General features: G+C 58.8%; 12 protein-coding genes. 8 read left to right on the top strand and 4 right to left on the bottom strand.

Features of this window, described 5'->3' with window-relative positions:
• Positions 1-44: 44 nt before the first annotated feature.
• Entirely contained in the window at positions 45-2,291 is a 2,247-nt protein-coding gene (locus AAA021_RS06065) for a KUP/HAK/KT family potassium transporter (RefSeq protein WP_349088428.1), read from the bottom strand.
• Between the two features lie 139 nt (positions 2,292-2,430).
• Positions 2,431-3,342, bottom strand: a complete 912-nt coding sequence (locus AAA021_RS06060; protein WP_349088427.1) for a DMT family transporter — start codon at positions 3,340-3,342, stop codon at positions 2,431-2,433.
• 118 nt (positions 3,343-3,460) lie between these two features.
• Between AAA021_RS06060 and AAA021_RS06055 the strand changes: the two genes are divergently transcribed.
• From AAA021_RS06055 to AAA021_RS06030, 6 genes are all read left to right on the top strand, one after another.
• Positions 3,461-4,318, top strand: a complete 858-nt coding sequence (locus AAA021_RS06055; RefSeq protein WP_349088426.1) for a LysR family transcriptional regulator — start codon at positions 3,461-3,463, stop codon at positions 4,316-4,318.
• 201 nt (positions 4,319-4,519) lie between these two features.
• Positions 4,520-6,001, top strand: coding sequence for an aminotransferase class I/II-fold pyridoxal phosphate-dependent enzyme (locus AAA021_RS06050; protein ID WP_349088534.1), 1,482 nt, complete (start codon positions 4,520-4,522; stop codon positions 5,999-6,001).
• 226 nt (positions 6,002-6,227) lie between these two features.
• Positions 6,228-7,262, top strand: coding sequence for an amidohydrolase family protein (locus AAA021_RS06045; RefSeq protein WP_349088425.1), 1,035 nt, complete (start codon positions 6,228-6,230; stop codon positions 7,260-7,262).
• Between the two features lie 26 nt (positions 7,263-7,288).
• Positions 7,289-8,536: a hypothetical protein gene (locus tag AAA021_RS06040; protein ID WP_217750125.1), complete on the top strand. Its 1,248-nt coding sequence runs from the start codon at positions 7,289-7,291 to the stop codon at positions 8,534-8,536.
• Between the two features lie 18 nt (positions 8,537-8,554).
• Entirely contained in the window at positions 8,555-9,673 is a 1,119-nt protein-coding gene (locus AAA021_RS06035; RefSeq protein WP_217750124.1) for a neutral/alkaline non-lysosomal ceramidase N-terminal domain-containing protein, read from the top strand.
• Positions 9,674-9,865: 192 nt separating this feature from the next.
• Positions 9,866-11,308 (top strand): PTS transporter subunit EIIC, encoded by a 1,443-nt coding sequence (locus AAA021_RS06030; RefSeq protein WP_349088423.1) that lies wholly within the window; start codon positions 9,866-9,868, stop codon positions 11,306-11,308.
• A 123-nt stretch (positions 11,309-11,431) separates the two neighbouring features.
• On the opposite strand, the gene AAA021_RS06025 is transcribed toward AAA021_RS06030, so the two are convergent.
• Both AAA021_RS06025 and AAA021_RS06020 read right to left on the bottom strand, forming a co-directional pair.
• Positions 11,432-12,355 (bottom strand): LysR family transcriptional regulator, encoded by a 924-nt coding sequence (locus tag AAA021_RS06025; RefSeq protein ID WP_349088421.1) that lies wholly within the window; start codon positions 12,353-12,355, stop codon positions 11,432-11,434.
• Between the two features lie 36 nt (positions 12,356-12,391).
• Positions 12,392-12,802 carry a peptide deformylase gene (locus tag AAA021_RS06020; protein WP_349088420.1) on the bottom strand — a complete coding sequence of 137 codons (411 nt, stop codon included), beginning with the start codon at positions 12,800-12,802 and terminating at the stop codon, positions 12,392-12,394.
• A 205-nt stretch (positions 12,803-13,007) separates the two neighbouring features.
• Between AAA021_RS06020 and AAA021_RS06015 the strand changes: the two genes are divergently transcribed.
• Positions 13,008-14,423, top strand: a complete 1,416-nt coding sequence (locus tag AAA021_RS06015) for an MFS transporter (protein WP_349088419.1) — start codon at positions 13,008-13,010, stop codon at positions 14,421-14,423.
• A gap of 152 nt (positions 14,424-14,575) precedes the next feature.
• Positions 14,576-15,427, top strand: coding sequence for a hypothetical protein (locus AAA021_RS06010; protein WP_349088417.1), 852 nt, complete (start codon positions 14,576-14,578; stop codon positions 15,425-15,427).
• The last annotated feature ends 161 nt before the right edge of the window (positions 15,428-15,588 follow it).

The following is a 15,588-nucleotide window of genomic DNA, read 5'->3' as shown; positions in this document are numbered from 1 at the left end:
TCTTATGAGATGCGAGGCCGTTGTCGTTAATGGCTGGTGGCGTGTTAGAAGTTGGCGTCGTTGAACTGGGTGCTCTCGAGTCCGTCGAGTTGCTGTTCGGGCGTATCGGCGACGCTCTCGAGCAACTCGGTGGGGTCGACGTTCATATTCTTACCGGCCTCGTTGCCGTTGACCAGGTCGTCCGAGAAGATATCGACATCCATTTCCTCGGCTTCCTCGATCTGAACTTCGAGTGGCACCTGGGTGCGTACAAGCTTGACTGCCGGACGCATGCGGGCAAAGAGGGGCACGTACTCGATGATGATGGCCGAGTTCTCGAGACCGTACCAACGTGCCGGGCTTCCGCAGGCGCGGCGGACGGCGTACTTGATGGCCATGACGCGATGGTCGTTGCGGTTGATGTCCGTTTCGGGGGCAAGCATCTTGCGCAGCATGCAAAAACGGAAGTCGCCCACGTTGCCGCGTGTCTCGTAGATGGAGTAGGTGTGATGCTGCGGCGGCAACTCACCCGATGCCATCAGGTCGCCAACGATCTGGCGCAGGTAGGCGTTGATGCGCTGATTGACCTTAAAGCCCAGGTCCAAGCGTACGCGGAACAAAAAGTCTGTGCCAAAGGTCTCAACGGAATACTCGTGCGTATAGGGCTCGTCGGTAACGTGTACGTTGATGAACCAATATGCCTTGGCACGCTTGGGGTGCTTGTCCAGGATGGAGTAGAGCACGTCGCGGTCGAGCGTGAGCGGATCGGGGCTGTTGGTGAGGAATACCAGATTGTCGGCGAGCACGGGGTAGGTTTCGTCGTTGCGCAGGCGGTTGAGCTGATCGATGTACTTGGAGACGGGCAGCAGGATCGTCTGCGTGCGCTCGATGGCGGTGCCGCGACGCCACACATACATAAGGCCGAACAGCAGTGCGGCCAGGAAGATCATGACGTAGCCGCCGTCAAAGAACATGGTGAGGCACGAGGCGAAGAAGCATAGCTCAATGGCACCAAAGAGCAGGGCGAAGACGCAGGCACCTAGCTTGTGCTTGAGGATGCCGGCGATGTAGCTCGTCAAAAGCGTCGTGGTCATGAGCATGGTCACGGTAATCGCGAGGCCGTAGGCGCTCTCCATGCGCTCGGAGTTCTGGAACAGCAGCACGATGAAGATGCAGCCGACCCACATGATGTTGTTGACGAGCGGAATGTAGAGCTGGCCCTTGGTGTCGCTGGGGTAGTGGATGCGCAGATGCGGCATAAGGTTGAGACGGGTTGCCTCGGATACCAGCGAGAACGAGCCGGTGATGAGCGCCTGCGAGGCGATGATGGCCGCCACGGCCGAAAGCACGATGGCAAAGGGGCGCAGGGGCTCGGGGAGCATCATATAGAACGGGTTGACGATGTCCATCGCGAGCATCTGGGGATTGGAGTTGTTGGCGAGCAGCCAAGCGCCCTGACCCAGATAGTTAAGGATGAGGGCCGCCTTTACGAACGGCCAGGATGCGTAAATGTTAGCCTTGCCCACGTGACCCATGTCCGAATAGAGCGCCTCGGCGCCGGTCGTCGACAGGAAGACGAAGCCGAGCACCATGATGCCCGAGTGGTTGATGGGCGAGAACAGGAACATGATGCCGCGGATGGGGTTGAGCGCGCGTAGGATGGACAGGTTGCCGAGCATGTTGAACAGGCCGGCGCCCGCCAGGAACAGGAACCATAGCGTCATAAGCGGGCCGAACAGCTTGCCGATTGACGAGGTGCCGGCGCGCTGCATGGCAAATAGGCCGCAGATAATGATGATGGTAATAATGATGACGTTGGTTTGCCCGTCACCCAATAGCGCGTGGCCCCACTCGATAGTGCGCAGGCCCTCAATGGCCGTGGTAACCGTGACGGCGGGGGTGAGGATGCCGTCGGCGAGCAGCGCCGCGCCGCCGATCATGGCGGGAAGAATCAGCCAAGGCGCCACTTTGCGCACCAAGCTAAACAGGGCGAAGATGCCGCCCTCGTTATGGTTGTCGGCCTTCATGGCGATTACCACGTACTTGACCGTGGTCACGAGTGTCATGGTCCAGATGACGAGCGAAAGCGCGCCCAGAATCATGTCCTCGCTGACGGTGCCGATGCCGCCGTTGTTGGCGACGATTGATTTCATGGTGTACATGGGGCTTGTGCCGATGTCACCGTAGACGACGCCGAGCGTTACGAGCAGCATGCCAGCGGAGAGGGGAATGGCTCCATGCCTGCCTTGACTACGCTGGTCTTGGAGGCTTGCCTCCAGCTTGTTGTGTGCCACGTGGACTCCCTTGGACATCTGGCCTCTGCCACGAGCAGCAGACCTTTATGCCATCTTTATACATATAAGAGCAGTTTGGCACATCGGGGTGTTTTAGACAATAATCCCCATCTGGGGATTATTCATGTACGCAGGTAGTATTTCAGAGCAGGGGCTATTAAGCACGTGCTGTCTGGGCGATGCCAGCCTTGGTGTTTGCGCGTTTGCCGGCGAGTTCGCAAAAAATCGCGCCGCCGATGATAAACGCGGCGCCCATCAGGCGGACCGGTGTTATGGTTTCGCCCAAAAGGACGGCCGAGAACACGACGGCCGAAAGCGGCTCAAGGTAGCCGACGACGGCGACGGTCTGCACGGGCAGTTTGGCGACGGCGCTAAAGTAGAGCAGGCAACCGAGTCCGGTGTTGACAATGCCGAGCATGGCAACGGCGTGCCAATCGATGCCGGCGGCAATGCTGGGGGAGAGGAACGAGGGGGCACCTTGCGTGAAGAGCGTAAGGATCAACGCGGTTACAAAGGCGGCACTCACCTGGAGCGTGGAGTTCTCGAGACCTTCGATATGTGGCGCTCCCTTGCTGGCAATGACCATCAACGCGTAGCAGAAGGCCGAGGCGATGCCGCACACGATGCCTGCGATGGGCATATTGCCGCCGAGGCCTTGGGCCGCGATGAGAAAAGCACCGCAGGCGACGGCGATAAACCCGGCGATTTTGCCGCCGGTCAGTTTTTCGCCAAAGATGAGTGGGGAGAGCGCCATGACAATGATGGGGCCGCAGTAGTACAGCAGCGAGGATACGCCGACGCCGATCGTCTGGTAGGCGCGGAACAGAAAAATCCAGCTGGCGCCCAGTGCGGCTCCCGAGAGGAGGAGGGCTGCGGCTTCGCGGGGGCGAGATGGCGCCTGCAACTTATGGCGTTGGGTGATGGCGAGGACGGTGACAAGCGAGAGTGCGCCCAAAAACGTGCGTAGTAGCACGATATCGGAGCTCGGCAGCGCGATGGCAGCGGCGATGATGCCGTTGGAACCAAACAATAGCAATGCTGCTAAGTACGTAAACAGTCCGTTGTTCATGCGCTGACATCCCCTCTATATCCGAGCATGTTCACTATGGGTGAACTGGCTTTAGAAGAAAAGCGAATATAATGCATGGATAGCATGAGAAAAACTCATGCAAAGGTGGAGGGGTGCCGTGGAAACGAATATTCAAAAGATGCAGGTGCTGCTCGAGACCGTACGCGCCGGCAGTTTTACGCGCGCCGCCGAGCGGCTAAGCTATTCGCAGTCGGGCGTGAGCCGTATGGTGGCCGATCTCGAGGCCGACTGGGGCTTTAAAGTGCTCGATAGAAGCCGCGAGGGCGTAGTGCTTTCTGCCGACGGGCGGCAGGTCATGCCGGCGGTCGAGGCGTTATGCGAAGAGTTTGGCCGTCTGCAGCGACGCGTGGACGAGATGCGAGGGCTCATGCGTGGCAAGATCTGTATCGGTACGTTTTCGAGTGTGGCGACCCATGTGTTGCCGCCGGTGATCGCGCGGTTTCGCGCCAATCACCCGGATGTCGATTACGAGCTGCTGATGGGTGATTACTCAGAGATTGAGCAATGGGTGGCGGAAGGCCGCTGCGACCTGGGCTTTATCCCGCGCGAGCCACGCGGCACCGGCATGGCGTCGCGGCCGTTGGTGCAAGACGAGCTGATGGCCGTGGTGCCAGCGGACTCCTCGCTTGCCACCGCGGAGGTCGTTTCCCTTGCCGATTTGGCAAACGAGCAGTTTATTCTGCTGGAACGCGGTAGCGACGACGAGATTACGCCGCTGTTTCGCCGCGCGGGCCTGGCGGTGCGTTCTAAGCTGTCGACCTGGGATGACTATGCGATTATGGCTATGGTCGAGGACGGCCTGGGCGTGAGCATTCTTCCGGCGCTCATCTTGCGGCGCTGCCAGTTCGATGTCGCCGTGCGTCCGCTCGAGGGGCATCCCCATCGGCAGATCAACGCCATATACCGCACCGCTGACGTTTCGCTCGCGGCCGCTCGATTCCTTGAATACCTTTAAACGTGTACACGTCATTGTCCGCTTTGGGCAAATCTCGGAGTTCGGTACGTTTTCTTATGAAATTGAACTTTCGAATGAGGCGCCGCGCTATACTGCTGCCTAAATTGAACTCAGGTTCAATTCGTGTTCTATAAATTGAACTTTGCCAGCAAGGAGGTTCTAGTGGCCCAAGAGACGTTTAGCAATCGCCTGCGACAGACTATGTCCGATCGCGACGTTCGCCAGTCGGACGTAATCCGCGCATCGGAGATGCTCGGCAAAAAACTCGGCAAGAGTCAGATGAGCCAATATGTGAGCGGCAAGACGATCCCGCGGCGCGATGTGGCAGAGCTGCTCGCCCGCATTTTGGAGGTCGATGTTACCTGGCTGCTTGCCGGTGACGCCGATCAAGGCGAGACATCATCGCCTCGCAACGACTCCAAGCCCGAACCCCATCCCTCAGCTCAAATTCCAAGGAGCACCACCATGCGTACTTTTTCTAAATCCACCAAGCTTGATAACGTCCTGTATGATGTGCGCGGTCCCGTCGTCGACGAGGCCGCCCGTATGGAGGACGAGGGCGAGCGCATCCTCAAGCTCAATATCGGCAACCCGGCGCCCTTCGGTTTCCGCACGCCCGACGAGGTTATCAAGGACATGCGCCAGCAGCTGCCCGACTGCGAAGGCTATTCCAACTCGCGCGGTCTGTTCTCTGCGCGCAAAGCGATTATGCAGTACTCGCAGATCAAGGGCTTGCCCAACGTTCAGATGGAGCACATCTACACGGGCAACGGCGTGTCCGAGCTCATTCAGCTTTCGATGAACGCGCTGCTCGACAATGGCGACGAGATTCTGATCCCCAGCCCCGACTATCCGCTCTGGACGGCGTGTGCAACCCTTGCCGGTGGACATCCCGTGCACTACCTGTGTGATGAGCAGGCGGATTGGTATCCCGACCTGGAGGATATGGAGTCCAAGATCACGAGCGCGACCAAAGCCCTCGTCATCATCAACCCCAACAACCCTACGGGTTCCGTCTATCCGCGCGAGGTGCTCGAGGGCATCGTCGAGATTGCACGCAGGCATCAGCTGATGATCTTTGCCGATGAGATCTACGACCGCCTGTGCATGGACGGCTACGAGCACGTCTCGATTGCCTCGCTCGCCCCCGACCTGCCCTGCGTCACCTTTAGCGGCCTTTCCAAGTCGCACATGATCGCGGGCTATCGTATTGGCTGGATGGTGCTTTCGGGCAACCAGCGCTGCATGAGCGACTTCATCATGGGCGTCAACATGCTCTCTAACATGCGCCTGTGCTCCAACGTGCCGGCCCAGTCGATCGTCCAGACGGCGCTCGGTGGCCATCAGTCGGTCAACGACTACATCCGTCCCGGCGGTCGTGTCTACGAGCAGCGCAACTTTGTGTATGAGGCACTCAACAAGATCGATGGCATCTCGGTGGTCAAGCCGCGCGCGGCGTTCTATATCTTCCCCAAGATGGATGTTAAAAAGTTCAACATCACCGATGACGAGCAGTTTGCCCTCGACCTGCTGCACGAGAAGAAGATTCTGATCACGCGCGGCGGCGGCTTTAACTGGGCCGAGCCCGATCACTTCCGCATCGTGTACCTGCCGCGCATGGAAGTGCTCAAAGAGTCGCTCGAAGACCTCGCCGACTTCTTCGATCATTACCGCCAGGCGTAACGGCAAAGGTAGCCTGTAATGAAACGGTCGGCCCGCAACGGATGCGGGCCGACCGTTTTCTGTCTAAGCCCGTGCTGTTAGCGCTTGTCTCGTTGAGCGGGCGAGGTTCGCGCGTGAGCGGTAAGTTCTATTCCAAAATGGAATACAGTTGGCTTAAGCTGGAATTGATGTCCGGGTACCTGCTTTTCTAGAATGTTTTCAACAAGATGAAAGGCGGTTCCAACCAATGATTATCGATGCAAATTCCTACTGGTTCGACGAGCACATCTTTCATGACGAGACGCTCTGCGAACAGTTTTTGGCCGAGGTACCCCGCGCCTATGACACCGAAGGCTATCTGACCATGAATTCCGCCGGCAAACGACAGATCGTGATCGAGATGCCCGCCGGTTCTCCGGGTCTTAACTACATTGAGGGCGACTACACCCTCGAGAAGCGCTTGGCCGATATGGATGAGGCGGGGGTCGACAAGGCGATCCTCAAGCTCCCCGGCTGCCACGAGTGGATGTCGCTCGAGATGTGCTGGCGTTTCAACGACGGTATGGCTGCTGACGCGAAGGCGTCAAATGGCCGTCTGATTCCGCTTGTCGCCGTGCCGCCCTTTGGCACCAAAGCGAATTTGGAGGAGCTCGACCGCAGGCTCGACGATGGTTTTGCGGGCGTGCAGCTCTGCGCTCACTACGGCAAGCGCTATCTCGACGACCAGGTCTTCTCGAGCTTTTTCGAGCACCTGAACGAACGCCATGTCACCGTTTACGTGCACCATGTTCCCGTGCCGGTCGAGAACGAGTCGCTTCTCGCGTACGACAACCTTCGCCGCTCTTATGGCCGCTGCGTCGACCAAACTACGGCGATCGGCCGAGAGATCTTTGGTGATTTCTTTGAGCGCTATCCCAATATCAAGATGGTCCACTCCATGCTCGGCGGCGCATACTTTGCGTTCAAGGAAATGCTGCTGCCTCATGGTCCCAAGCGCCCTGATGCTTCTGGCCGTTTTCAGGTCGATACCGAGACCGTTTCCAGGCACCTCGAGAACAACATCTATTTCGACATGTCCCATGCCCAGCCTTGGGGCAAGACACTCCTTGCCTGCGCGGTTGACGTGCTGGGTGCAGACCATATTGTTTTTGGCACGAGCTATCCCGTTAAACGCGAGTGGCTCACCGAGGGTGTCGCCTGCGTTCGCGCTGCAAATCTGAGCGATACAGACAGCGACCTTGTGCTTGGCGGTACGGCGCAGCAACTGTACGGTGTCGAGTGAGCGGCAATCAGAGGGGAGTATCTGCCATGGACGAAGGAGAGATGAGAGCTGGGGCCGCTCGTGTGGCCATCGATCTTGGGGACGTGTTGCCGTTCGACGGTTTCGACGAACTCCGTCATGAGGTCTTCGCCCGTGCCCTTATCATCGAGGGGACGGGGCGACGCGCCTGCGTCCTTTCGCTTGAGGTCACCTCGATCGCTCCGGCTCTACTCGCCGATCTGCGTGAGGTTGTTGAGGATGCCGCCAATTGCAGCGGTGCTTATTCTTGGGTGGTTCCTACCCACACGTTTTCCATGCCTCACGTCCGCACTCCCGGGCATCTTGCCGACGATGCTGCCCGCAATCGCAACGAGCGCTATCGCGCAGCGCTCGTCGCTGCCGCCCGCACGGCTGTCGAGCGCGCTGTTGCGGGCATTCGCTCTGCCACGCTCGCCACTGTGGAGGGCGAATGCCCCGTGAACGTTAATCGCGACATTGAGACGCCTGCCGGCTGGTGGTTGGGCTCGAATCCCAGGGGGTTTGCCGACCACACGATGCCCGTGCTCGCCATAAGGGATGCCGGGGGCGAGTATGTTGCCGTGCTCGCGACGGCGGACGTTCAGTCCTCCGTGCTCGACGGGTCGCGCGACTCCGAGGGGAGGCGCATGGCGAGCGGAGACCTCTTTGGTTTTGCCGCCATGTCACTCGAGCGCGAGCTGGGCGGCGTTGCCCTGTTGCTGCCAGGGGCCGCGGGCGACCAAGGTCCGGCGGAGCACGCCATGAACGTCATGTTCGATGCGGCCGGCGTTAAGCAGACGGTCGATGCCCATGAGGACGGATACCGCATGCTGCACCAGCAGGGGCAGGCCTTGGGCGACGCTTTAATCGAGGCCGCTCGCATGGCGCGTGAGGATGACGCTACCGGCATCGATGCCCGCACGGTCGACGTTCTCCTGCCCGCTCAGACACGCGCCGATTTTCACTCTTTGGCCCCGCACCGAACGTATGAGTTTCATGCCGCTGGCGAGCAGCGCACGAGGGTCTATCTGCTCCGGCTGGGAAACGTCGAGCTTGTCGGCGTACAACCCGAGGTCTCGAGTGCATTCGGCGCCACTGTGCGCGCCGCTCGGTCCGGCTCTGTGTTCTTTGCCACACTCGTCAACGGCGGACAGAAGTACCTACCGGCTCCCGACGCGTACGAAAAGATCACCTATGAGGCCATGAACTCCGGTTTTGCCGCCGGATCCCATGAGCGCCTCGTCGAAATCATCATTGCCGCCTTGAATGCGGCGTGACACAGAAGGAGAACGTGCATGAACATTGGACACGCGCGCCGCAAAATCACCCCACAGGGCGACATCTACCTGATTGGCTACCGCAATCTTCCCAACCGTCTTGAACCTGCGACGGGCGTCCATGACGACGTCTTCGCCAACGCCATCCTCTTCCAGCAAGGCGAACGTGAAGTGTTTCTCTTTAATGCCGATGTCCTCGAGTTCGAGGAAAGCATGGCCGAGGAGGTCAAGACAATGCTCGCCGAGCGCTACGGCATTGACCGTGATTGCGTCCTGCTCTCGGCGACGCACGACCATACTTCAATCGTCGCTTATCACCGCAGCTGGTGGACGGGAAAATTCGACGAGAACTACTACCGCTGGTTCCTCGATACCATTTGCCAATGCTTTGAGGAGTGCCGTGCCAACGCACAGCCCGCGATTTGTCGCTTGGGCAAGCAGGTCATCACCGGTTTCTACGACAACCGCATCATCCCAGGTGAACTCGCCGACAATGAGGTCATTGTCGTATCGTTCTTCGATACCGAAGGCAAGCCATTTGCGGGCTTTGTGAACTGGGCGGTGCATTCCGCTTGCGTCGGACCCGACTGCACGGAGCTCACGAGCGAACTCGCCGGTCTTACCGGCAAAAAGCTCGCTCAGAGTCTTGGTTACTATCCGGCCATGGTCGTCGGTGCTGCTGGCGACTGTAGCGACCGCAATTTTCGACAGGGACGCGGCATTCCCGAGGTTGAGCGTGTTTCGACCGGTCTTGCCGAGGCGATTTCCCAGATCAAGCTCGATTGCGAGGTCGTTCTTGACCGCATCGAGCCTCAGACGTTCTATCACACCGTTGCCCATGACGACTTTTCACTCACGCTTAAGTGCGCCGTCATCAGTCTGGGCGGCCTGCATCTCTTTGTGTTCCCGAGTGAACTCGGCAGCGACCTGGGCATTCGCATGAAGCGCGAATGTCCGGTCGAGGGAATAGTCTGCGGTTACACCAACGGCTATTTTGAGTATTTCCTTCCGGCACGCGAGTACGGCCTCTCCTTTGAGACCGAGCGTACTCAGATTCCCCAGGGCGAACCGGAACGTCTGTGTGACAAGTTCTGCCAGACGACGAGACTTCTCGGCGCAGCAGATTCGCGTCTGTAGGCCTGATTGCGTGATATGGGCCAATGAGGCTCATTGCCATGTGATCGGCATCTTCCATCTTCTCTGCCGTTCCCCATCCCGGGCGTACGTGCGTCCGCGGATTTCAAAGGGGGAAGCGGGTTCCTTGCCCTCCCACGTCGACTACGGAGGCATGAAATCGATGCTATACCCCGCTCAGAAAAGGAGAATTCCATGAAATACCAGAAGCTTTGCGATGAAATCATCACAAAGGTCGGTGGTCGAGACAATGTGTTAGACGTGAGCCACTGCATTACGCGTCTCCGCTTCCGCCTCAAGGATGAATCGCTCGCCCAGACCAATGAGCTTAAGGCGACGAAGGGCGTCGTTGACGTCATCCAGGCCGGCGGACAGTATCAGGTCGTGATTGGTGCCACTGTCGAGGCCGTCTACAACGACCTTGTTCAGATTGGCGGGTTCGACTCCAAACCCGCACTCGATATCGATGAAGACGACGACGTCAAAAAGGGCGATCCATTCTCGCGTCTGCTGGCCATCATCTCCGAGATTCTGCAGCCGGTTCTTGGCGTGCTTATGGCCGGTGGCTTTATCAAGTCGATGCTCGCGCTCTGCACGGTTGCCGGTTGGCTTGCCAAGGACAGCAATACGTATGTGACGCTCTCGGCAATCGGAGATTCGGTCTTCTATTACTTTCCGCTAATCATTGGCTGGACGTCGGCCAAGAAGTTCGGACTTAAGCCCGTTATGGGAATGGCGCTCGGCGGTATCCTCGTCTACCCGACGCTCGTTGCCCTTATGGGTGGAGATCCGCTCTACACGCTCGGCGCCGGTACGGTCTTCGAGTCCAATGTCTACGGTGATATTTTTGGCATCCCGCTAATCATGCAGAATTACTCATCGACGATTCTGCCTGCGATCTTTATCGTCTGGATTGCCTCCAAGGTGCACAAGGCCCTTTCTAACGCGCTGCCCGCGCTTGTGAGCTCGTTCTTCTCCAACATCCTGACGCTCCTCATTTGCGGCATCCTTGGCCTGCTTGTGGTCGGTCCGGTCATGACGGTCCTCTCCAACATCGTTGCCCAGATCATCTTGATGCTCATCAACTTCCAGCCCGCCATCGCCGGCTTCGTCATCGGCACGTTCTGGAGCCTGCTCGTCATGTTCGGCCTGCACTGGGGTATCATCCCGCTGTGGTTCCTCGATGTCGCAACCTACGGCTATGACCTTATTAACCCACTCGTGTATGCAGGCGGTTGTGCCATCGCCGGTGCTGTGCTTGGCATGGTCATCCGAACCAAGGACTCCGAGGAAAATGCTGCCGTCAACATTCCCGCCCTTGTCTCTTCGATTTTCGGTGTCAACGAGCCTGCGCTTTACGCCATCTTGCTGCCGCGTAAGCGTCTTATGTGGGCAACCTTTATTTCCGCTGGTGTAGGCGGCGCCATTGCCGGCCTCATGGGTGCCAAACTCTATGCCTTCGGTGCCTCCGGCCCGCTCGGTTTCCCGAGCTTTATTAACCCTGCCGGCATCGACACGGGCTTTATCGGCCTTGTCATCTCCGGTGTGGTCGCTTTCGTTCTGGCTCTTGTCGCCGCTATGGTGATCGGTACCAGGAAGGACGAGGGCGGTAAGGCGCTCAACATCTCGGTGGACTAGTCTGTCTGCGCACTTTAACTAAATATGCCTCGGACGGCGACTTGCCGCCCGAGGCATATTTGTGTTTTGTGCCGTTGTCAGCGTGTTTGCGGACACAGGTCTGCGGTTGTGGAGCAGCGGGGATTATGACGGTCGTGCCGCGGTGGAAGACGCACGGTCGCCCTGCAGGAGCTGACGGTAGGGGAGGAAGCCGATGAACGAGACGACCGCCTGCGAGTGCGCGGCATTCCGCTTGAGGTAGAGCCTGACCTCGGAGGTCGTCGCGGGCTCAAGCGGCACCAGGGCTACCTTTCCGCTGGCAAGCGATTCCGCCGGCTTGCGCATGAGGAATGAGACACCGGCGCCGCGTGCGACAAGAGAGATGATGTTCTCGGCTCGTTTGCCGGTGAACGTAACACGTGGGCCAAATCCAGCTTCTCGACAAAGGGAAAGGACGAGCTCGCTTACGAACGAGCCTTGGGGAAGCATGAGGAAATTCTCGTCGATAAGGTCGTCTATCTCGACGGTGTCACGTTCGGCGAGTGGATGGTCGAGCGAAAGGACGGCCACAAGCCGGTCGGTCGTAAAGGGAATCTTTTTGAACTCTGGCTCGATGGCGCCGCTGTCACGGATGAAGGCCAGGTCAATGTCCTCGTGCAGGAGCATGCGCTTGAGTGTGTCGCCCTCGCCTTCGATGAGCTCGACAGAATATGAGGGGTTCGCCTGCTGAAAATCGATGACGGCGTCCGTGATCCCATAAGGGGCCATAATGGGGATAGAACCTACGGTGAGGTGCTCGAGCGGCTCACCTGCACCTATTTGAATGGCGGCAAGATAGCGATGCTGAAGCGTCGCAATTTTTTGAGCATAGGGGAGAAGCGCTTCACCTTGCGCGGTGAGTGTTACGTGGCGCTTGCTTCGATCGATGAGCTTGCAGCCGAGTTCGTGCTCCATTGCCATGATGTGCTTGGAGAGGGTTGATTGCGACATGAAAAGCAGTTCCGCCGCATCAAGAAACGTGCGTGACTGCGCTAAGATGGCGAATTCGCCAAAGCGGCTGATGTCCATAGGGAGGCCTCCGGTACCCTCATTTTGGCAGGTGGCCTAAACCACGACGCCATTGCAGTGGTCGATTTCGTGCTGGATGATCTCGGCGGTGTAGCCCGAGAAGTTTTTGATGCGGTGAACGAAGTTCTCGTCCAAATACTCAACCTTAATGCGGCGATAGCGGGTACAGGGACGCTCGCCGATCAGCGAGAGGCATCCTTCGCTCGTCTGATAGGCATTGACCTGCTCAAGAATTTGAGGGTTGTACATCAGGAGTGTCCTGTTGCCGTCCTTTACGCAGATGATGCGTTTGCGCACGCCGATCATGTTGGCGGCGAGGCCCACGCACTCGCGCTCATGCTCGTGGAGTGTATCCAGGAGATCCTGCCCGGTTGCGACATCGTCGGGTCCCGCGTCTTCGGAAGGCAGACGCAAAAAGAACTCGGATTTCATGATGGGCTTAATCATGGCGGGCTCCTCATGTCTTATGCTTTCGTGGACTTTTAATAATAGCGCGGAAGGAAAGCTGTGCGTCCGCGTTACAATCCTTCGATATTGGACCATGTTGCCAGATTCGTCGTGTACGGCGTCTGGCGTAAGTCTAGGGCTCATTTTTCGCCCTGGACTGTTCCTCTGGGGCGATGCAACTGTCGTTCCAAGAGGAAGGAAATGCATGGGGAGCAAATCTCAGCAACAAGTTCAAGTAACGCCATCGGCCACTGCGGCGCTTCTCGTCGTTATGTATATTGCGGCCTTTGTTGCCGCGTTTAACGAGAACATCATTAACGTGGCGTTGCACGACATTATGGCGGCCTTTTCGGTGAGTGCCACCACGGCGCAGTGGCTCGTCTCGGGCTACATGATTGTGACGTCGATCTTTACGGCCATCATGGCCTTCCTGTCCGGCCGTTTCTCGACGCGCAAGCTGTTGTTTTTCGCATGCGGATGTATGGTCGCCGGCGAAGTCCTGTGTCTGATCGCTCCGTCGTTTAGCGTTTTGCTGCCAAGTCGTATTTTACAGGCTGCGGGATCGGGCATCTTGTTTCCGCTCATGATGAACGTGGTGCTGTCTTGCGCCCCGCGCGAGAAGCTCGGTCTGTATCTGAGCCTGGGTGGTGCCTGCATTACGCTAGGGCCGGCGTTTGGACCTGTGATCAGCGGTCTTATGTGCACGTTGTTTGGCTGGAGGGCGGTGTTCGTAGTGCCGCTGGTGGCCGGCATTGTGGTCGCTGCGGCGGGCGTAAAGCTTGTTCAGAATGTCGGAGAGCGCTCGAACACCACGCTTGATATTCTGTCGGTTGTTTTGCTCGCCGCCGGCATTACGGCATTTGTGTATTCCGTAGGCGAGTTCTCGACCAATCTGATTGCCGGCATCGTGACGCTTATCGCCGCCATTGTGCTGCTCGGCCTGTTTGCGGCCCGCCAGCTCAAACTCGAGCATCCGGTGCTTAACGTGCGTCCCATGGCGAGCGTTCGTTTTTGGCCTGCGTGCCTGCTTGTGGTGGTGTCGATGATGACGACGTTCTCGATGAGCGTTTTGTTGCCGCTCTATTTTGAGGGCGCATACGGCATGACCGCACTTGTTGCGGGCTTGCTCATTTTGCCGGCGATTGCCTGTAACGCCGTGACCTCGATTGTGGGCGGACGCGTGATGGACGCCCGTGGCGCATGGCCGCTGCTGCCGGTCGGCTTTGCCCTGATTGCCGTGGGGCAGACTGCCATCTCGATGACGGCGGCGAGTATGAACATCGGCGTCGTTGTGGCGCTGACCGTTGTGGTGTATGCCGGAGTCGGTTTGGTGCTGAGCCCCTCGCAAACGGCCGGATTGGAGACGCTGCCTGCCGCTGAACATCCTCACGGAACGGCATTGCTTAACACGTGGAACATGATTGCCGCATCGTTTGGCCCGTCCCTGTTTATCGGCCTGCTCTCGAGTTCTGCAGCGACTGCCGGCGCGGCTGACGCTGCGACCGACGTTGCCCAGGCGATTGGATTTGCAACTGCCGTGCGCGTGGCGGCCGTGATTGCCGTGGTCGGGTTTGTGGCGTCGCTGGTGTACGCTCGTCGCGAGTCACACATGTCGCATTAATGTGTGCACATAGATTCTGCAGCTAGATTAGATGGCGACACCATAAACTAATGGACGTTTTGCCGAGAGGCATGAATGTTTAAAGCGCAAAGAGTGCGCGACGGGCCCCGCGAATGGGGCGATGATGCCCGAGAGGGCCAAGAAGGAGTCTCATGTCCGAGAACGAAGAGATCATGAACGAGACCGAGAACGAGACCATGACTGCCGAGGTCGAGGCAGTCGAGACCGTGGAGACCGAAGCTGCCGAGGTTGAGGCTGCTGACGAGGTTTCCGCCGAGGAGGAGGCCGAGGTTGTCGAGGCCGCCGTTGATTACGATGACGAAGAGCTGATGGACAAGATGCAGAAGGCCGCCCGCCTGCTGCGTAGCCGTCGCTTTGCTATTTCTAAGGAGGAGGAGGCCAAGGCCGAGCGCATGGCGAACATCGAGCGCGCCATCAAGCTTCTTGACCTCAAGCCCAAGATGGAGCAGAAGGAAATGTCCGACCTGCTGGGCATGCGCCTTCGTGAGCTCGATGGCCTGATGGCCGAGGCCGAGGCTGCCGATCTGGTCGGCCGCATCGACGACGCCGAGGGCGATATGCGCAAGATTGTTGTCTTCGCCGCCGAGGATGCCGCTGAGGGCCTGGTCGAGCTTGCCAACAAGAAGGAGAAGCTCCTGCCCGAGCTTTCTTACGAGGAGGCCACCGAGCTGATGGCCGCTCTCGATAAGGTTATCGCTCCGCTCGTCGCCATGGGCCTGGACGAGGATCGCGGTCCTCGCGGCGGCCGTGACGACCGTGGTGGCCGTGGCGGCGACCGTGGCGACCGTGGCGGCCGTGGCGGCTTTGGTGACCGTGGCGGCGACCGTGGCGGTCGCGGCGGCTTTGGTGGCAACCGTGGTGGCTATGGCGACCGCGGCGGCAACCGTGGCGGCTTCGGCGGCAACCGTGGTAACGACCGCGGCGGTCGCGGTGGCGACCGTGGCGGCCGCAACGGTGGCGGCTTCCGCGGTAACCGTTTTTAGTTACGGCGTTTTACCAAACGCCGTAACGGGCCGGCGCTGCGCGGGCCGCATTTGGACAATCTGACGTTCAACTTCAAGGGCGCGACCAGAAGGTCAGCGCCCTTTCGTTTCACGTCACCTTGTCTCAAATGCGGCCCGCTCGCTGACTTATGCTCAACCTG

Origin of the sequence: Collinsella sp. CLA-JM-H32 (assembly GCF_040098165.1) — a bacterium.
In the GTDB taxonomy this organism is placed as follows: Bacteria; Actinomycetota; Coriobacteriia; order Coriobacteriales; family Coriobacteriaceae; genus Collinsella.
The sequence above is the reverse complement of the archived record's forward strand: the minus strand, read 5'-3'. Positions and strand labels throughout refer to the sequence as shown.